The sequence below is a fragment of the Actinocrinis sp. genome, assembly GCF_035650855.1.
Taxonomy (GTDB): domain Bacteria; phylum Actinomycetota; class Actinomycetes; order Streptomycetales; family Catenulisporaceae; genus Actinocrinis.
In genome coordinates this window covers 1-17,791 of sequence record NZ_DASRGV010000225.1, presented here as the reverse complement: position 1 = coordinate 17,791, position 17,791 = coordinate 1, and the positions used below count along the sequence as shown (strand labels likewise).

General features: G+C 69.5%; 13 protein-coding genes, 1 tRNA gene and 2 pseudogenes. 7 read left to right on the top strand and 9 right to left on the bottom strand.

The annotated features are described in order from the left end of the window. Together VFB40_RS16440 and VFB40_RS16435 are read left to right on the top strand one after the other, a co-directional pair. Window positions 1-240: pseudogene (locus VFB40_RS16440) on the top strand (ABC transporter ATP-binding protein); the annotation flags it as partial. Continuing rightward, window positions 200-1,060, top strand: coding sequence for an ABC transporter permease (locus VFB40_RS16435; protein ID WP_324851586.1), 861 nt, complete (start codon window positions 200-202; stop codon window positions 1,058-1,060). The pseudogene VFB40_RS16440 and the gene VFB40_RS16435, both read left to right, overlap by 41 nt. A gap of 92 nt (window positions 1,061-1,152) precedes the next feature. On the opposite strand, the gene VFB40_RS16430 is transcribed toward VFB40_RS16435, so the two are convergent. From VFB40_RS16430 to VFB40_RS16420, 3 genes are all read right to left on the bottom strand, one after another. Next, window positions 1,153-2,169, bottom strand: a complete 1,017-nt coding sequence (locus VFB40_RS16430) for a CU044_5270 family protein (protein ID WP_324851585.1) — start codon at window positions 2,167-2,169, stop codon at window positions 1,153-1,155. Continuing rightward, a complete protein-coding gene (locus tag VFB40_RS16425) occupies window positions 2,166-2,783 on the bottom strand; it encodes an RNA polymerase sigma factor (protein ID WP_324851584.1) in 618 nt (205 codons plus the stop codon). Before VFB40_RS16425 ends, VFB40_RS16430 begins: the two co-directional genes overlap by 4 nt. A 73-nt stretch (window positions 2,784-2,856) precedes the next feature. Next, a tRNA-Thr gene (locus VFB40_RS16420) sits at window positions 2,857-2,929 on the bottom strand. Window positions 2,930-3,216: 287 nt separating this feature from the next. Here VFB40_RS16420 and VFB40_RS16415 point away from each other — a divergent pair. Further along, the gene (locus VFB40_RS16415; protein ID WP_324851583.1) at window positions 3,217-4,308 is read left to right on the top strand and encodes an ABC transporter ATP-binding protein; all 1,092 of its coding nucleotides are present in this window, start codon (window positions 3,217-3,219) and stop codon (window positions 4,306-4,308) included. A gap of 112 nt (window positions 4,309-4,420) precedes the next feature. On the opposite strand, the gene VFB40_RS16410 is transcribed toward VFB40_RS16415, so the two are convergent. From VFB40_RS16410 to cysS, 3 genes are all read right to left on the bottom strand, one after another. After that, on the bottom strand, window positions 4,421-5,287 hold the full coding sequence (locus VFB40_RS16410; RefSeq protein ID WP_324851582.1) for an LLM class F420-dependent oxidoreductase: 867 nt from the start codon (window positions 5,285-5,287) through the stop codon (window positions 4,421-4,423). A gap of 215 nt (window positions 5,288-5,502) precedes the next feature. Further along, window positions 5,503-6,513 (bottom strand): 23S rRNA (guanosine(2251)-2'-O)-methyltransferase RlmB, encoded by a 1,011-nt coding sequence (rlmB, locus tag VFB40_RS16405; protein WP_324851581.1) that lies wholly within the window; start codon window positions 6,511-6,513, stop codon window positions 5,503-5,505. Between the two features lie 137 nt (window positions 6,514-6,650). Continuing rightward, window positions 6,651-8,045 carry a cysteine--tRNA ligase gene (cysS, locus tag VFB40_RS16400; protein ID WP_324851580.1) on the bottom strand — a complete coding sequence of 465 codons (1,395 nt, stop codon included), beginning with the start codon at window positions 8,043-8,045 and terminating at the stop codon, window positions 6,651-6,653. Window positions 8,046-8,246: 201 nt separating this feature from the next. Between cysS and VFB40_RS16395 the strand changes: the two genes are divergently transcribed. Continuing rightward, complete coding sequence (locus VFB40_RS16395; protein WP_324851579.1) at window positions 8,247-9,530, top strand: multidrug effflux MFS transporter; 1,284 nt, start codon at window positions 8,247-8,249, stop codon at window positions 9,528-9,530. Here the strand turns inward: VFB40_RS16395 and VFB40_RS16390 are convergent. Then, window positions 9,496-10,506 carry an iron-sulfur binding domain-containing protein gene (locus VFB40_RS16390; RefSeq protein ID WP_324851578.1) on the bottom strand — a complete coding sequence of 337 codons (1,011 nt, stop codon included), beginning with the start codon at window positions 10,504-10,506 and terminating at the stop codon, window positions 9,496-9,498. The genes VFB40_RS16395 and VFB40_RS16390 overlap by 35 nt on opposite strands. Window positions 10,507-10,976: 470 nt before the next feature. Here VFB40_RS16390 and VFB40_RS16385 point away from each other — a divergent pair, with 470 nt between their 5' ends. Next, a complete protein-coding gene (locus VFB40_RS16385; RefSeq protein WP_324851577.1) occupies window positions 10,977-11,381 on the top strand; it encodes a hypothetical protein in 405 nt (134 codons plus the stop codon). A gap of 55 nt (window positions 11,382-11,436) precedes the next feature. Here VFB40_RS16385 and disA read toward each other — a convergent pair whose 3' ends face one another. Continuing rightward, window positions 11,437-12,528: a DNA integrity scanning diadenylate cyclase DisA gene (gene disA / locus VFB40_RS16380; protein WP_324851576.1), complete on the bottom strand. Its 1,092-nt coding sequence runs from the start codon at window positions 12,526-12,528 to the stop codon at window positions 11,437-11,439. A gap of 98 nt (window positions 12,529-12,626) precedes the next feature. Beyond that, window positions 12,627-14,027 (bottom strand): DNA repair protein RadA, encoded by a 1,401-nt coding sequence (radA, locus tag VFB40_RS16375; protein WP_324851575.1) that lies wholly within the window; start codon window positions 14,025-14,027, stop codon window positions 12,627-12,629. A gap of 174 nt (window positions 14,028-14,201) precedes the next feature. Here radA and VFB40_RS16370 point away from each other — a divergent pair, with 174 nt between their 5' ends. Together VFB40_RS16370 and VFB40_RS16365 are read left to right on the top strand one after the other, a co-directional pair. Continuing rightward, complete coding sequence (locus VFB40_RS16370; RefSeq protein ID WP_324851574.1) at window positions 14,202-15,416, top strand: RNA polymerase sigma factor; 1,215 nt, start codon at window positions 14,202-14,204, stop codon at window positions 15,414-15,416. A gap of 884 nt (window positions 15,417-16,300) precedes the next feature. Continuing rightward, window positions 16,301-17,791: pseudogene (locus tag VFB40_RS16365) on the top strand (hypothetical protein); the annotation flags it as partial.

The following is a 17,791-nucleotide window of genomic DNA, read 5'->3' as shown; positions in this document are numbered from 1 at the left end:
GACCAGTACTGCGACCGGGTCGCCCTCATGCACCGCGGCCGCATCCGGGCCCTCGGCACCCCGGCGGAACTCAGGGAAGGGCTCGGGGAGCGCCGGCGCGCCGCGGGCGCGGCCGCCACCGACCCGCTGCCCACCCTGGAGGACGTCTTCCGCGACGTCGCCGGCAGCGGTCTCGACGACGAGTCAGGAGATTTCCGCGATGTCCGAAGCACCCGCCGCACCGCGCACCGCGTCGGCTGACGCCCCTCGCGCCGCCGGCATCGACCTGCTCCTGCGGCCGCCCCGGCCACGTGCGGGCTGGCGGCTGCTGCCCGCCCGGGTCGGGGCGATGTGCGCCGTCGAACTGCAGAAGCTGCGCCACGACCGCACCGAGCTGTACACCCGCGCGGTGCAGCCCGCGCTGTGGCTGCTGATCTTCGGGGAGACCTTCACCAGGATCCGGGCGATCCCCACCGGGGGCATCCCGTACCTGGACTTCCTCGCCCCGGGGATCATCGCCCAGTCGGCGATGTTCATCGCCATCTTCTACGGCATCATGATCATCTGGGAGCGGGACGCGGGCGTCCTCACCAAGCTCCTGGTCACCCCGACCCCACGAACCGCCCTCATCACCGGCAAAGCCTTCGCGTCCGGTACCAAGGCGCTGATCCAGGCCATCGTCGTCCTCATCTTCGCCGCGATCCTCGGCGTCGGCATGACGGCCAACCCGCTCAAGCTCCTCGGCGTCGCGGCCCTCGTCGTGTTCGGCTCCGCGTTCTTCAGCTGCCTGTCGATGTCGATCGCCGGAGTGGTACTGACCCGCGATCGGCTCATGGGCATCGGCCAGGCGATCACGATGCCCCTCTTCTTCTCCTCCAACGCGCTCTATCCGACCTCGGTCATGCCCGGCTGGCTCCAGCCCATTTCGCGGATCAACCCGCTGAGCTACGAGGTCGACGGCCTGCGCGGCCTGCTCATCGGCACCTCCGCCAACCTGCCACTCGACTTCGGCGTGCTCATCGTCGCGAGCGTGCTGTCCATCTGGGCCGCCGCCGCGCTGCTGCCCCGGCTGGCCAAATAGCCGCCTCGTATCGCCGCCGGCCGTCCGGTCGCCCGATCACACGATCGACCGACCGGGCGCCCGAACCGACGGTGACCGTCCTCGCCCCTATCTCAGCTCCCAGACGCCGCCGGAACCTCGCCCGCCCGGTCAACGATTGCGTGCTCAAGCGTGATCTGCGTGCCCACGATGGTGCCGGCCGGGCCGAGCGGCCCCGCCTTGACCGAGATCGACTGCTCTCCCGCGAACTCGAGGTTCGACTTGTTGAAGAGCCACTCGTTGAGCGCGGTCGAGTTGTCGAGGGCGACCGCCACGTCGTGGTGTCCAGTCACGTCGACAACGTCGTTGATCACGCGCACGCCGGGAATCATCGCTGCGGCCCGGTAGAGCGCGGCGGTGACCGCAGGCGGTGCGACCTGCTCGCGCAGCAGGTCGCCGATGGTGGTGAAGGCCTCCGCGTCCGGACCGGCGCTCTGACCCTCTCCCTTGGTCTCCGCGTAGATCTTCGCCAGCAACTTGGCCGGGTCGGTCGGCAGGGATTCGAGGTAGCGGTAATCCGGGGCGTTGATACTCGGCGCCGGCTGCGTGCCGAGCGGCAGGTCCTGGCCCCCCTCCCGCAGCAATCCGGGGCGGCTGCCGTTGACCGACAGCCAGATCTGCCGCAGGTGCAGGGGCGCGAGCTTGGCGTGATAGCCGCCGTTGGAGTCCACGGTGTCCTGCTCGAACGCGGACTTGGACGCGACGTAAACGAACTGATCATCGCGCACGGTCTGCAACGGCTTGGACTGCGCGACGTCGGCGATCCGCCCGAGCAGTTGGGTCGCCTGGCTGTCGCTCGCCGTGGTGCCCGCGCCCGGCGTGCTCCCGATGCCCCCGCTCACCGCGACGATCGAGAAGGCGCCGGCCGCGGCGATAGGGACCGCGAAGTACGCCAGCCGCCTACGGGAGGGGCGGGGACGGCGAGGGCGGTGCGCTGATCCGGGCGTCGCGTCCTCGCGGGCCGATTCTGCGATTTCCTGCATGACGAACTCCTTGAGCTGCCGGTGACGGCGCCCGGACAGGCCCCGTTCGGCTGGAAGCTGCAGCAGCCGGGCCAGGTCCGCGGCCTCTCGCGGCGGTTCAGGCTTCATCGGGTTTCCTCCGGGATGTGCCGGGCCGCGATTGCGCGGCCATTGAGGAGCTGTCCGCTGTCCCGTGCGGGTTCCGCATCTCGCGGCGGAAAGTCGTGCACGGCCTTCGCGAGCTTCTTGCGGGCCCGGGCCAGCCGTGAGCGCACCGTGCCGATCGGGATGCCGAGGGCTTCAGCGGTGGCCGCGTAGTCCAGGCCTGATCCGATACACAGCGACACCACCTCGCGCTCGGCCTGACGCAGCGTCGATAAGGCCGCATTGATGGCGGCGACGGTCTGCGCGTCGTCGATCCGATCGGCCAGCGCCTGTGAGAAGTCGGGGACGACGTCTGGGGGAGGAAGCCTGGCCAGCGCCGCCTCGTACCGCCGCCGAGCGCGCTGAGCGTTGCGTGCGGTGTTCGTCGCGATGCCGAGCAACCACGGCCGCAGCGAGCCGCCGTCAACCAGAACCCTGTCGCGCAGACGCCAGGCCTCGAGAAAGGTCAGCGCCATCACATCCTCGGCGGTCGACCAGTTCCCCGTCAGCCGGAACGCGTGGTTGTAGACCGCCGTGGCGTGCTCGTCGAAGAGCGCCCCGAAGGCGTCGGGATCACCCGCCCGTATCCGCGAACGCATACTGTCCATACTTCACGCTGTCCGGACGAGCTCGTCGAGTTCCCGGATGCGTGTGACCTGCGGCGGAGTAGTGAGCTGGTGAGGGGACTCGAACCCCTAACCACCTGTTTACAAGACAGGTGCGCTGCCAATTGCGCCACACCAGCGGCGGATGGGCGGCAGACAGGTGGTGCCCGTATGCGCGCCTCCGGTGCAATCGTAGCGGGCCGGTGGGGTACCGCCCACCGAGTTGTGGAGCGCTCAGCGGGGTGCGGTCCGGGGCTGTGGTGAGTGAACGGCTTGGTGCCTGTGGACGTGGGGTTCCGCACAGTTGCGTGGCTGATAGTGACAAGACGCTTGTCGGAAGATACGGTCAGCAAAGGCCGTTTCGCGGCCACCTTCCAACTCGGATCGTCCGGCACGTTCCTGCCGGTTGAAGGGATAGGCAACACCGATGACTGGTGTCATTTACGAGGACGCTACGTGCGTCTACCCGGGCGCTGAGCGTCCCGCCGTCGACAAGCTGAACCTGGACATCCAGGACGGCGAGTTCCTGGTCCTGGTCGGGCCGTCGGGCTGCGGGAAGTCCACCTCGCTGCGGATGCTCGCGGGTCTCGAGGAGGTGACCGCGGGCGCCATTCGGATCGGCGAGCGCGACGTCACCCACCTGCCGCCGAAGGACCGGGACATCGCGATGGTGTTCCAGAACTACGCGCTGTACCCGCACATGACCGTGGCGGAGAACATGGGCTTCGCCCTGAAGATCGCGGGCGTGCCGAAGCCGGAGATCCGGCAGAAGGTCGAGGACGCCGCGAAGCTGCTCGAGCTGACCGAGTACCTCGGACGCAAGCCGAAGGCGCTGTCCGGTGGTCAGCGTCAGCGCGTCGCGATGGGCCGCGCGATCGTGCGTGAGCCGAAGGTCTTCCTCATGGACGAGCCGCTGTCGAACCTCGACGCGAAGCTGCGTGTGCAGACCCGTACGCAGATCGCCTCGCTCCAGCGCCGCCTGGGCATCACGACCGTGTACGTGACGCACGACCAGGTCGAGGCCATGACGATGGGTGACCGCGTGGCGGTGCTCAAGGACGGCCTGCTGCAGCAGTGCGACACCCCGCGCCGGATGTACGAGAAGCCGGCCAACGTCTTCGTCGCGGGCTTCATCGGCTCGCCGGCGATGAACCTCATCGAGGCCCCGATCACCGACGGCGGCGTGGCGTTCGACGGCGCCGTGGTCCCGGTGGACCGCGACTCGCTGGCGAAGGCGACCGGCCGCGGCGAGCGCAGCGTCACGCTGGGTGTGCGGCCTGAGTCCTTCGACCTCTCGGGCGACGGCACCGGCATCGCAGTCATCGTCAATGTCGTCGAGGAACTCGGCGCCGACGCGTTCGCGTATGGCACGGCGAAGGTCGACGGCAACGACGTGGACATCATCGTCCGCGTGGACGCCCGCAACACGCCGGCCAAGGGCGAGACCCTGCACTTCCTTCCGAAGCCGGGCGAGACGCACATCTTCTCGACGGTGAGCGGCGAGCGGCTGTCGGAGTAGGTCGCAGTAGGTTAAGCAAGCAGACAGGCGCTAAGCGGCGGTCCCGTCCCGGAAGGTTCCGGGGCGGGACCGCTGTGGTGTGTGCGATATCAGGCGGGAACGGCAGGGCGGGTTAGAGGTCCGCGGTTTGGGAGGCGATTTCTGTCACCAGGCCGAGGTAGCGGTCGTTGGCGGCTTCGGGCGCGCCGAAGATCACGTGCGTCAAGCCCAGCTCACGCAGCCGCTCGATCCGGCTGACGGCATCCTTCACGGTGCTGTCCGGGCCGAGGCGGGACATGATCGTCTTCTCGATCGTGTCAAAGTCGCGGCCCTCGGCCTCGCAGTGCCCGCGCAGGACGTCGAGCTTGTGCGTGACGAACTCGTCGCCGCCGTCGAACAGGTTGCAGGCATCGGCGTAGCGGGCGACGAACCGGAGGGTCTTTTGCTCACCGCCGCCGCCGATCAGCAGCTTGGGCCGCGGTGACGAGATGGCGGCCGGGATGTTGAGCAGGCGTCCGGGGGAGTAGTGCTTGCCCTGGTAGCCGGCGTCGGAGTCGGACCACATGCCGTTGGCGATCTGGATCGCTTCTTCGAGCCGCTCGAAGCGCTCCTTGACCGGCGGGAAGGGCACGTCGAAGCCCTCGTGCTCTTCCTGGAACCAGGCCGCCCCGATGCCGAAGTACGCGCGGCCGCCGGACAACACGTCGAGGGTCGTCGCGGTCTTGGCGAGAATGGCCGGGTTGCGGTACGTCACGCCGGTGACCATCGTGCCGAGCGTGACGCGCTCGGTCGCGGCGGCGAGGAAGCCAAGGGCGGTGTAGCCCTCGAGCATGGGGTCCTCGGCCGGGCCGTTCACCGAGATCTGCCAGAAGTGGTCCATCACCCAGAGGCTGTACAGGCCGCCATCCTCTGCGGTCCGCGCCAGCTTGAGCAGGTTGGGCCGGATCGCGGCGGGACCGCCCGGCCAGTCGAAGCGAGCGATGGTGTATCCGATGCGCACTCTGCACTCCACGTCAGACGAGCTGTTGGATGTGGGTAGTTTACGCCCATGGGGAGGCAGGCTCCGGTTAGGGAGAGGGAATGCAGACGGAGGGTGGGGAGTGGACGGCGGATAGCGCAGGGTGGGGACGGATTCGGGTAACGCGGGTGGGGACAGGCCGGTCTAAGGCGGGGTGGGGACGGGCGGGGGTGAGGTGAGGCGGCGTGGGCCGGGGGCTAGAGGCGGGTGGACTTGGAGCGGCGCTGGGCGACCTGGTAGAGCGCGATGCTCGTGGCGACGCCGGCGTTAAGCGACTCGGTCGCGGCTGCGATCGGGATGCGCACCGTGACGTCACAGGTCTGCTCCACCAGCCTGCCCAGGCCCTTGCCCTCCGAGCCGACCACCAGCACGAGCGGGTCGGCTGCGGCCTCCAGGTCGGACAGGTCCACGGTGCCGCGCGCGCTCAGCCCTGCGACGAGCAGGCCTTGCTTGCGGTATGCCTCCAACGTGCGGGTGAGGTTGCCGGCCTGTGCGACTGGGAGACGTGCGGCGGCGCCGGCGGAGGTCTTCCAGGCTCCTGCGGTCATCCCGGCCGAGCGGCGCTCCGGGACCACGACGCCGTGTGCGCCGAACGCTGCGGCGGAACGGATGATCGCGCCGAGGTTGCGGGGGTCGGTCACGCCGTCGAGCGCCACGATCAGCGGGGTCTCGGACGCGTCGAGCGCTCGGGTGAGCAGGTCGTCCGGGTGCGCGTACTCGTACGGCGGGATCTGCAGCGCGATGCCCTGGTGGATCGCGCCGTCGGTCAGCCGGTCGACCTCCTGGCGTGTGACCTCCATCAGCGGGATACCGCGGTTGTTCGCCAGCGTGACGGCTTCACGCACCCGGTCGTCCGCGTCGATGTTCTGCGCGATGAAGAGCGTGGTGCCCGGCACGTCGCCGCGCAGGGCTTCGACGACCGAGTTGCGGCCGGCGATCAACTCGGAGATCTGCCGGTTCGCCTTGTACGGAACCTTGGCAGGCGTGCGCTGGTTTCCCGATCCGGTGCGCGGGCCCTGCGCGCGCTTCGTGGCTGCCTCGGCACGGCGTTGCGCCGGATGCCCCTTGCGCATTTCGGCGCGGGGAGTCGGGCCCTTGCCCTCCAGCGACTTACGCCGCTGACCGCCCGAGCCCATCTGCGCACCCTTGCGCGAGGAGCCCGGCTTGTTACCGCGCCCGCCCACTCCGCCGCCCTTGCCGCCTGCCATGGTTGATCGCTCCAGAGTGTTCGAGTCTTATCCGCGGTCCCGGCTGTCGGGGCCGGGGCGCGGGGTGCTTGGGTGACGCGCCGTCAGGCGGTCAGAGGTTCGGGTCGGTGGGTGGGGATGGGATCTGGTGCGTCGGGTCAGGCCAGGGTCCAGCGTGGACCGGCCGGGGTGTCCTCGACGGCGATGCCGATCGCGGTCAGCCGGTCGCGGATCTCGTCGGCCGCGGCGTAGTCCTTACGCGCGCGGGCCGCCTGCCGCTGCTCGAGCGCCACCGCGACGAGGCTGTCCACCACTTCGCGCAGGCCCGCCGCGTCGCCGCCGCCGGAGTCAGCCCACGGTTCGGCCAGCGGGTCCATGCCCAGCACGCCGAGCATCGCGCGCACCTCGCCCAGCCGGGTCTTGGCGCTTTCCTTGTCGCTCGCGGCGAGCGCGGTGTTGCCGGCGCGCACGGTCTGGTGCAGCACGGCGACGGCTCCGGGCACGCCGAGGTCGTCATCCAGCGCGGCGGCGAAGTCGTCCGGCACCGTCGTCGGCTCGGTCGTGCCGACCAGCTCCATCGCGCGGGTGATGAACTGCTCGATGCGGCCGAACGCGGAAGCGGACTCTTCGAGCGCCGCCTCGGAGTACTCGATCATCGAGCGGTAGTGCGGCGTGCCGAGGTAGTACCGCAGCACGATCGGCCGGTAACGCCGCACCATGTCCGCGACAAGCACCGAATTGCCGAGGGACTTCGACATCTTCTCGTCCGCCATGGTCACCCAGGCGTTGTGCATCCAGTACTGGGCGAACGCGTCGCCGCGGGCCTTGGACTGGGCGATCTCGTTCTCGTGGTGCGGGAAGATCAGATCGATGCCGCCGCCGTGGATGTCGAAGCGCTCGCCGAGGTACTTGCGCGCCATCGCGGAGCACTCCAGGTGCCAGCCGGGCCGGCCGGGCCCCCAGGGCGTGTTCCAGTACGGCTCGCCCGCCTTGGCGCCCTTCCACAGCGTGAAGTCCTGCGGGTCGCGCTTGGCGTTCTTCGGGTCGGCGTCGTCCGCGCTCAGCATGTCCTCGACCCGCTGGTTCGACAGCGCGCCGTACCCCGGGAAGCTGCGCACGTCGAAGTAGACGTCGCCGCCGGCCGCGTAGGCGTGACCGTCGAGGATCAGGTCCTGCATGAGCTCGATCATCTCGGGGATGTGGCCGGTGGCCCGCGGCTCTACCGTCGGCGGGAGGCAGCCGAGGCTGTCGTACGCGGCGGTGAACGCGCGCTCGTTGGCCTGCGCCACCCGCCAGAACTCGATGCCCTGCTCGGCGGCCTTCTTGAGGATCTTGTCGTCGATGTCGGTGACGTTGCGGACGAAGGTGACCTCGAAGCCGCGATACGTCAGCCAGCGGCTGAGGATGTCGAAGTTCACCCCGGACCGAATGTGGCCGATGTGCGGCGGGGACTGCACGGTGGCGCCACACAGGTACATCGAGACCTTGCCCGGATGAGTGGGGACAAAGTCACGCACGCTGCGTGTGGCGGTGTCGTACAGTCGAATGCTCACGTATACCAGGTTAGCGGTTTGGGTAGATCTCTTCGTTCCCGATTCGAGCGGCTGTGGATAACTTCGCGGCAAAGCCGCGGACGGCCCGGTCCGGGAATGGCCGCCGCCCGTAATTGGTTGCTTAGTCAGGAAACTTCCCGCAGCAGTGCGCCTGGCGGGACCTGAACCGAACCTCTGCCCTCACCACTCGCAGGAGCGCCGATGCCGCATGCCGCGCCGATCGATGCCGCAGCCGACTCGTCGAATCACGCGCTGACGACTGGTTCTGCGCGCTTCAAGTCGCTGCTCATCCTCGGTGCGCTGTCGGCGTTCGGGCCACTGTCGATCGACCTCTACCTGCCGGCGCTGCCCTCGCTCCAGTCGCATTTCCACGCCGCCGCGGACAGCGTGCAGCTCACGCTGACCGCCTGCTTGGTGGGGCTCGCGGCCGGACAGGCGCTCGCCGGGCCGCTCTCAGATTCGCTCGGACGACGCAAGCCGCTGCTGATTGGTGTCGCGGCGTACGCTCTGGCGTCGTTGCTGTGTGCGTTCGCTCCGTCGGTCGGCGCGTTAACGGCCGGGCGGCTGATTCAGGGCTTCGCGGGCGCTGCGGGCATAGTGATCGCCCGCGCTGTGGTGCGCGACCTCTACTCGGGCACCGCCATGGTCCGGTTCTTCTCGGCACTGATGCTGGTCAACGGCCTGGCGCCGGTGCTCGCTCCGATTGTCGGCGGGCAACTGCTGAAGGTGACGGTGTGGCAGGGGCTGTTCGGCGTGCTCGCGGCGATCGGAGGCGTGCTGCTGGCCGCGGTGTTCTTCGGCCTGCCGGAGTCCCTTCCGGCGAGTGCCCGGCGCGCCGCGAGCCTAGGCGACACGTTGCGCACGTTCCGGCGGCTGGCTGCCGATCGACGCTTCGTCGGCTACGCGCTCGCCGCCGGACTGAGCTTTGCGGCGATGTTCGCGTACATCTCGGGCTCGCCGTTCGTGGTCGAGCAGGTGTACCGGCTCAGCCCGCAGGAGTTCTCGTTCATGTTCGGCGCGAACGCGCTCGGCCTGATCCTGCTCGGCCAGCTCAACGGCCGGCTCGTCGGGCGGGTGCGCACGATCGTGCTTTTGCGCGCCGGGCTGATCCAGTGCGCGGCCGGAGGCACCGCCCTGCTGGTGGTGACCTTGCTGGGGCTGGGTTTCTGGCCGACCGCCGTGTGCTTGTGGTTCGTGGTCGCCTCGATCGGCCTCGTCACGCCGAACGCGACGGCGCTGGCCTTGGCGGACCATGGCGGCAACGCTGGGACGGCGTCGGCGTTCCTAGGCGTCACGCAGTTCCTCATCGGCGGAGTCGTAGCTCCGCTGACCGGGCCACACGGCGCCTCGCTGATGGCCGAGACGCTGCCGATGGCGCTGGTGGTGGCGATGATGGGCGTGGCCGCGCTCGGAGCGCATGCGGTCCTTGGCGGTCGACGCGAGGGTGAGGTTAGGGCAGCCGATACCGTCCATCAGGCAGCCTGACCGCGAGACCGTCCGCGAGCAGACCGGCGAGTGCACGTTCGCGTTGCTCAGCCATATGCCATACCGGTTCGAACGCTGACTTGTCGATGGGAACGGTCGCGTCACGCAGCACGGCGAGTAGCCTTCCGCGTGCCTGACGGTCGGTGCCTGCGTACGTCTGCCCGCGGCGCGGCGGTCCATCGTGCGCGGGCTGGCCAAGCGCGCGCCAGACGCAGAGTTCGACAAGCGGGCACTGGCTGCATTTGGGCGCCTTGGCAGTGCAAACCAGAGCCCCGAGTTCCATCGAAGCGGCGGCCCAACTTGCGGCGTCCTGGTCTGCCCGTGGAAGCACCATCTCAGCTAACGCACGCTCGGCGGCGGTAAGCGAGTCGGCTGGGAACTCGACTCCTGAGAAGGCGCGGGCGAGAACGCGGCGCACGTTCGTGTCGAGAACCGCAGCGCGGCGTCCGAAGGCGAATGATGCGATGGCCCCAGCGGTGTATTCGCCGACGCCCGGCAACGCACGTAAGGCGTCGTAGTCGTCCGGTACGTCGCCGCCGTGGCGTTCGACGATCGCGGTGGCGGCGGCGTGCAGGCGTAGGGCGCGGCGTGGATAGCCCAGGCGACCCCAGGCTCGCACCGCCTCGCCAGGCTCCTCGGCGGCGAGCGCGGACGGGACCGGCCACCGTGCGATCCAGGACTCGTACACCGGGAGTACGCGGGCGACCGGAGTCTGCTGGAGCATGAACTCGCTGACCATGACCGCCCACGGTCCGGCTTCCTTGGCGCGCCACGGCAAGTCCCTGCGATGGATCGCGAACCAGGCTCGGGTGCGCTCAGTGACCTCGTCCGCGATAGCAGCGTCGAAGGTCGCCATGGTGGTGGGGGTGGCAGCGCCGGCGTCGCGCGCGGCTTGTGCGTCGGCCTCGGCCGGAGGCGGCGACACGACAACGAGCGTGGGCGCTGAGACGGCGGCAGTGGCTGGCTGAATGGGCATCGGTCCTATGGTCGCATTGTCAAACACGCGCTGGTGCCAATGCGACTGACGGTGTCTCGCATGCCATAAGGTGGCGTCCCGTGGGATCCTTCCTCCGCCCTGTCGGCCCCCAGCCGCCCGCGGTGTACTGGCGGCGTCGGATTCTGGTGCTCGGGATTCCTCTGGTCTTGATCGGGTTCACCGCATATGCGTGTTCCGGGTCCGGCGGGGGCAACGGCGGGAAGAACGGCGCGGGAGCCAGCCCGAGTAGCAGCTCCGCGATAATCACACCTGGTGCAGTGCCGACCGGATCACTGCCGCCCATTAATTCGTATCCTGTTACCGGTCCGACCGGCTCGGGCGCGCCGACTTCGACCGCGGGCGGAGTCAACGGCGGTGGCGGCGGAGTCGGTGGCGGCGGCACGACCGGCGGCAACGGTAGTGGCAGCAGCGGCAGCGGTGGGTCCGGCAGCTCGGTTGGTGGTGTGCCCGTGGGCTCGACCGGCTGTGTGTTGTCCGTTCAGGTGCAGCTCGACAAGACATCGTCGAGCGGCCCACCGATCTACTCGGCCGGGCAGAATCCGATCTTCAACGTGATACTGCGAAACACCGGCTCGGGGAACTGCCGCATCGACGTGTCGGGCAAGGGTGTCGTCGTCACCGTGTCGTCGGTGGCGGACAGTTCGACGGCCTGGACGAGCGCCACCTGCGCGGGTAACCAGGACTTGCGCGTGCTGGGGCCGGGCGATGGCTTCACGGAGCCGGTGAAGTGGGACCGCGAGAAGTCGGTCACGGGCTGCCCGGCCAATCCGCCGACGGTCGGCACGGGCTCGTACGCCGTCACGGCGATGGTGAGCGGCGTCAACGCGGCCTCGGTGCAATTCGGGCTCCAGTAGCGGAAGCCGTGCCTGTGTCTGGCGCTAGCACTGACGCCGGTGCCGACACCGGGAGCTAGACGTAGCGCTCCAGGATCGACGACTCGGCGAGGCGGGAGAGCCCCTCGCGGACGGTACGCGCCCTGGTCTCGCCGACGCCCTCGACGGCCTGGAGGTCCGCGACGGACGCCGCGAGCAGCTTCTGCAGACCGCCGAAGTGCTCGACGAGCCGATCGATCACCGTGCCGGGTAGCCGCGGGACCTTCGCGAGCAGCCGATATCCACGCGGCGAAGCGGCCGAGTCCAGGCTCTCCGCGCCGCCGGTGAAGCCGAGGGCCTTGGCTACCGTGGCCAGCTCCAGCAGTTCCGCGCGGCTGAGCGCGTCGAGGTCGTGCAGCGTGTCCTCGACCGTCCGGCTGCGGCGACCGCCGCGCTCGGGCAGATAGTCCCGCGCGACCAGCTCCCGCTCCGGCTCGACCCCGGCGACCAGTTCGTCGAGTTGCAGCTCCAGCAGCCGGCCGTCGACGCCGAGCTGAACGACGTAGCCCTCGATCTCGACGGCGATCCGGCGGACCATCTCAAGCCGCTGCGCGACCTGGGCCACGTCACGTGCGGTGACCAGGTCCTCGATCTCCAGCGCGGAGAGCGTGCCGGCCACCTCGTCGAGCCTCAGCTTGTAGCGCTCGAGGGTGGCCAGGGCCTGGTTTGCCTTGGACAGGATGACCCCGGAGTCCTCAAGGACCGTCCGCTTCTCATCGTGGTAGAGCGCGATGAGCCGCATCGACTGACTTACCGACACGACCGGGAAGCCGGTCTGCCGGTTGACCCGCTCGGCGGTGCGGTGGCGGGTACCGGTCTCCACGGTCGGGATGGCCGGGTCCGGCACGAACTGCACTCCGGCACGCACGATGCGCGCGCAGTCGCGGTCCAGGACCACGCCGCCGTCCATCTTGCACAGCTCGCGCAGCCTGGTCGCGGAGAACTCCACGTCGAGCACGAAGCCGCCGGTGCAGATGCTCTCGACCGTCTTGTCGAAGCCGAGCACGATCAGCGCGCCGGTGTTGCCGCGCAGGATCCGCTCGAGGCCGTCGCGCAGCGGCGTTCCGGGGGCGAGCGCAGCCAGGGTGGCGCGCTGCGCCTGGTCCGCGGCGCGTTCGGGGACAGCCATGGCGCTCCTGGTCGAGGGTCAGTCTGCAGCGGGGACGGTCGTCACAGGGTCGGTGCTCGGTGGGCGGTGGTAGTACTCGCGGTCGGTTATGGTCAAGTTTACCGGTTGATCATTTGATGAAGGGTCGCGAGCGCGTCCGCGATGTCTGCGACCTCGACGATCCGCATTCCGCCGGGTATCTTCGGCGCCTCTTCGCCGTCGGCGACCCGGGGCACCAGCGCGGTGCGGAAACCGAGCCGCGCGGCCTCGGACAGCCGCCGGCCCAGCCCGGTGACCGGCCGCACCTCGCCGGCGAGCCCGACCTCTCCGAACGCGACGACGGTGGCCGGCAGCGGACTGTCCACCGTTCCGGTGGTCATCGCCAACGCGACGGCGAGGTCCGCGGCCGGATCGATCAGGCGCACGCCGCCGACCGTCGCCGCGAACACGTCGTGCTTGCCGAGCGGGACGCGCCCGCGCCGTTCGAGCACCGCCATCACCATCGAGACCCGCGAGGAGTCGAGGCCGGAGGTGGCACGGCGCGGCTGCGGCAGATTCGACGGGGCGACCAGCGCCTGGACCTCGCACACCAGCGGGCGGCGGCCTTCCAGCGTCACGGTCACGCAGGTTCCGGGCACCGGCTCGGAGCGGCGGGAGAGGAACAGCCCGGAGGGATCGGCCAGGCCCCTGATTCCGGAGTCGTGCATCTCAAAGCAGCCGATCTCGTCGGTCGGGCCGTACCGGTTCTTCACGGCGCGCACCAGCCGAAGCGGCGAGTGCCGGTCGCCCTCGAACTGGAGGACCACGTCGACCAGGTGCTCGAGCACCCGAGGGCCCGCGATCGAGCCGTCCTTGGTGACGTGCCCGACCAGGATCACGGCGAGGTCGCGTTCCTTCGCGATCCGGATCAGGGCCGCGCTGACCTCGCGAACCTGCGTCACGCCGCCGGGGACGCCGTCTACCTCGGCCGACGCCACGGTCTGCACCGAGTCGAGGACGAGCAGGCTCGGCTGCACCTGCTCGATGTGACCGAGGACGGCGGCCAGGTCGGTCTCGGCGGCGAGGTACAGGTCCGGGGCGAGGGCGCCGATCCGGTCGGCGCGCAGTCGCACCTGGGCCGTGGACTCTTCCCCAGTGACGACGAGCACGGGCCGCTCCGCCGTGGCTCCGGCGGCGGCGACCTCAAGCAGCAGCGTGGACTTGCCGACCCCCGGCTCACCGGCCAGCAGGATCACCGCGCCGGGCACGATGCCGCCGCCGAGCACCCGGTCGAGTTCCGGCACACCGGTGGAGCGGGCCTTGGCGGTGGCGGCGTTGACCTGGTCGATAGGGCGCGCGGGCGCCGTGACCGGCCCTGCCTTTAAGGTGCGCGGCTTGGGGACGCCGATCTCCTCGACCGTGCCCCAGGCCTGGCATTCGGGGCAGCGGCCGACCCACTTGACGGTCGTCGCGCCGCACTCGCCGCAGCGGAAACCGTCGCGCGGCGCGGCGGAGCGGGCAGATCTTGTGGTGGTCCCCATGGGCAACGACGGTAGCGGGTCGCGGGGACAGTACGGCCGCTGAGACGGCAAAGCTGTGGATAACTTGGGAAAGGAGGGGCTGGAGAGGGGATTTATCCGTTTTATCCGGTGTCTTCGCACGGAGTTTCGGCGACTCAGTGGAAGTCATATCACCCGATGGCTTACCTTCCTTCCGTGACTGACCGCGAATTGGTTACCGCACTGCGGGCTGGCGACCGGCTCGCGGCCGGCCAGATCTACGACATATACGGAACGCGACTGTACGCGTACTGTCACGAACTTCTCGGGGATCACAAGGCAGCTGGGGACGCGCTGCGCGACGCGTTCATCGTCGCGGCCAACCGCATCCGTGAGCTGCGTCAACCCGACGAGCTCGGCGCCTGGCTCTACGCCTTGACGCGCGCTGAGTGTGAACGTGTCGGCATCAGTGAGGAGATCCCGTCCGACGCCGGCGACGCCGCGCGCGGGGACCGGCTGGCCCGCCTGACGCTCGACTGCTACGCGATGCTGGCGCCGGAGACGCGTGAAGTTCTCGATCTCGCGTTCAGGCACCGCCTTGTCGACGCGGACCTCGCGCGGGTGCTCGGGGTGACCGAGGAGCACGCATCGGAGTTGGTCGGCGCGGCGCAGGCGGACTTGGAACACGCGCTGCTCGTCGTGCTCGCGGCGCGCACCGGCGACCCGAAGTGTCCGGACGCGGCGGAACTGGGCCGCAGGTTCGACCAGCTCGACGGACGCGGGGTCGACGCCTGGGTGCAGTCGGCGACCAAGCACATCGAGAAGTGCACGATCTGCAACGCCACGGTGAAGAACCGCAGGCCGCTGCGGCTGTTCGAGGAGCTCTCGCACTCGTTTATGCCTCCCGGCGTCCGGTCACGGGTGCTGGAGAGCCTGCGCGACCCGGCGGGCGCGGCCTTCGCGACGCGGATCGCGGAGCGTGCGGGCCGCTTCGACGAGAACGGCTTCCCGACCGGAGGCAAGCGTGGCGGGGGAAGCTCGGGACGCAAGTGGGTGCTCCCGGCGGGCTTCGCGGCGGCTGCGGCTGCGGTAGGCGTGCTGCTGTACGTGATGCTGGGCACGCACGCGCCGGCAACCAGTCCGGCCGCGAACTCGACGGGCGGACTGTCGAGTTCGACCGCGTCGGCGACGGACAGTTCGAGCCCGCTGGACTTGATGGTGGCGGCGACGCCGTCCTCGAGTGGATCGGCTTCGGTGTCCGCCTCGGCGTCAACGCCTGCCGCGCAGATGACCACTCCGAAGTCCGGTACGACCAGCAAGTCTTCGACGCCTAAGTCGAGCCCGAAGTCGAGTCCGTCTCATTCGCCATCGTCTTCTCCGTCGCCGTCTCCTTCGCCTTCGTCCGCGAGCCCATCGGCGAGTTCGAGCTGACGCGAGTTTCGGAAAGCTCACTCGTATGAGTGGACATACGGTCATACGTTGTCACTCACTCGGGCGATAGGCAGGCGTCTCCGGGACGCCTGAGCGCGGCGCCGCCTACCTTCGGCCGTGTGAACGCTGACTCTTCAAGCGGCGGGGGGCACACCACTGCTGCGGCCGCGACGGCCTCCGGTGCGCCCGCCCTACTCGATCGACCGCTGCGCACCGAGCCGATCCGGCCAACCGGTGACGCGGGCGATGGCTGGGGCCGAGCTGCAGCCTACGACGCATACGCAGACGGCCTGCACACATACGCGATCTGGTCGCTGCGTGACCACGACGCGGCTGTTGACGCGCTCTACTGCGCATTCGTCATCGCCGATCGCAACGTGAGGCAGCTCCGACAGCCTGAGTACATCCAGCCGTGGCTTTACGCGATCCTGCGACGCGAGTGCTCGCTGCGCGGAGTGCCGTCGCTGTCATCAGTGTCGCTGTCATCAGTGTCGACGGATGAGGCCACAGCGTTCAGTGGGGTTCCGGATGCCTCGGCGTCTTCGGATTCTGACGCTTTTTCGATCTCTCCTTCGATGGATTCACCGAGTCCGGTCGCCGGTCGGTTGCGGCCACCGGCCGGGGCCGCCGATCCGGGCGGCTCGCTGGCCTCGCTGGAGCGCAACCTGCGGCGGGCCGAGTTCCACTCGCTGGAATGGCCCGAGTCCGAGGGTCTCGCCCCTGCGCACCGGGAGATCCTGGAGCTGACGATCCGCCACGGACTCGACAGCCACGGCCTCGGCCTGGTGCTCGGACTCGGGCAGTCCGCGCGCTCCGCGCAGTCCGGCCGGTTCGGGCGCGGCGGTGACGCGCCGATCGGTTCTATCGGAGCTCAAGGCTTCGGAGTGCTCGCCGACGCCTGGCGGGAGCTGGAGCGGTCACTCGCGGCAGTCGCGGTAGCGAAGGCTTCGACCGAGCACTGCGCACAGCTGGCCGAGCTGACGTTCGGCTGGTCCGGGCGTCTGAACGCCACACTGCGCGCGCCGCTGACCGACCACGTCGACGGTTGCACGCGTTGTCAGCACTATCTGCACACTGTCATCGGCACTCCGGCGGCACCGACCATCCTGCCTTTCGTGGCGGCACCGCGCGCCCTGCGCGAGATCGTGCTGAGCGAACTGCGCGACCCCGAACTTGCCCTGCGCCTTGGTGTCGACCACGACGCGATCGCGAGGCGGATCCGGCACTTCACGCCCGATGGCTTCCCGATGGCAGACGAGCCGTCGCCGGTTCGTCGGCGTGGCGGACGTCGCGCTGCGCCGAAGCGGGGCACCGGGCCGGAATCGAAGCGTGCCGCAGTGCGATCGTCGCCGGACGCAGAGTCGAAGAGCCAGAACTCTGATCAAGTCGTCGTCGCGGCGAATCAGGCCTCTGTTGAGCCCACGCCGAAGGCTCCCGTAGTGCAAGATACTTTGCCGCGCAGGGTTCCAGGCGTGAGCCGGCCGCGCGTTGACGCACGACGGCCAAGCGGTGAGCGCGATGCAACTACTGCCGCCCGCAGTGAGTCGCGTCGCGCGAGTGAGGATACTGATTTCGCAGGCGTCTATCGCGCGCCGGGAAGCTGGGCTGCTCGGGTACTGCCGCCGGACTCCGAGACCGACTGGCGGCCGATGGCCGGCGGCGGTCCGCGACCCAAGCTCCTCACCGGACCGCAAAGCGGCGACACCGGCGACGGATTCATCTCGACTCCGTCCGGACGTTTCGCCAACCGCGCTCCCGTCGGATCCGCCGCCGAAAGGACGCGCACCCGACGGCCGTACACCGAGTCGGCGTACATCGAGGGCATGGCAGGCGTGAGCGCGAACGCGGCTACGCGCACCGGATCGGTTGCCGGCTCTGGCGCTGGCGGTCGTGCCGGCTCTGGCATCGGCTCTGGTCCTGCCGCCGCTGCTGGTTCGCGGGCCGAATCCGGGGCCCTGTCTGGTACTGGCCCCGGCGTCCGCGCCCGCTCGAACAGCGGTACCGCCCGCCTGCCCCGCTTCGTCGCGCCGGCACCCGAAGCGCCGCGCGGCCCGGACGGCAAGCCTCGGCCGCAGCACCGCTCTCGCCCGATGCGCCAGGTGGTCCTCTCGGCCGTCACGCTCGGCGCGGTCGGTGCCGCGGCGGCGGCCACCGCGGCACTGCTCGGCGTCACCTCCGACAGTCACTCGTCGCAGTTCATTGATTCGTTGCCATCGCAGGACCCGGTCAGCGCGGGTGGCGGCGGTCTGACGGTCTCGGTGAGCACGCCACCGGTCCCGCTCGCGTCGTCGAGCGTCCGCTCCTCCAGCTCGCGAGGCGTGGGCAAGAACGGCGCGCCAGCAACGGGAATCGGTGGCAGCGTGCGCACGCCGTCC

What these genes read in the sequence shown, in the direction of transcription:
- VFB40_RS16435 (WP_324851586.1), top strand. Translation starts at nt 200, where the DNA reads ATGTCCGAAGCACCCGCCGCACCGCGCACCGCGTCGGCTGACGCCCCT.
- VFB40_RS16430 (WP_324851585.1), bottom strand. Translation starts at nt 2,169, where the DNA reads ATGAAGCCTGAACCGCCGCGAGAGGCCGCGGACCTGGCCCGGCTGCTG.
- VFB40_RS16425 (WP_324851584.1), bottom strand. Translation starts at nt 2,783, where the DNA reads ATGCGTTCGCGGATACGGGCGGGTGATCCCGACGCCTTCGGGGCGCTC.
- VFB40_RS16415 (WP_324851583.1), top strand. Translation starts at nt 3,217, where the DNA reads ATGACTGGTGTCATTTACGAGGACGCTACGTGCGTCTACCCGGGCGCT.
- rlmB (WP_324851581.1), bottom strand. Translation starts at nt 6,513, where the DNA reads ATGGCAGGCGGCAAGGGCGGCGGAGTGGGCGGGCGCGGTAACAAGCCG.
- VFB40_RS16395 (WP_324851579.1), top strand. Translation starts at nt 8,247, where the DNA reads ATGCCGCATGCCGCGCCGATCGATGCCGCAGCCGACTCGTCGAATCAC.
- VFB40_RS16390 (WP_324851578.1), bottom strand. Translation starts at nt 10,506, where the DNA reads ATGCCCATTCAGCCAGCCACTGCCGCCGTCTCAGCGCCCACGCTCGTT.
- disA (WP_324851576.1), bottom strand. Translation starts at nt 12,528, where the DNA reads ATGGCTGTCCCCGAACGCGCCGCGGACCAGGCGCAGCGCGCCACCCTG.
- radA (WP_324851575.1), bottom strand. Translation starts at nt 14,027, where the DNA reads ATGGGGACCACCACAAGATCTGCCCGCTCCGCCGCGCCGCGCGACGGT.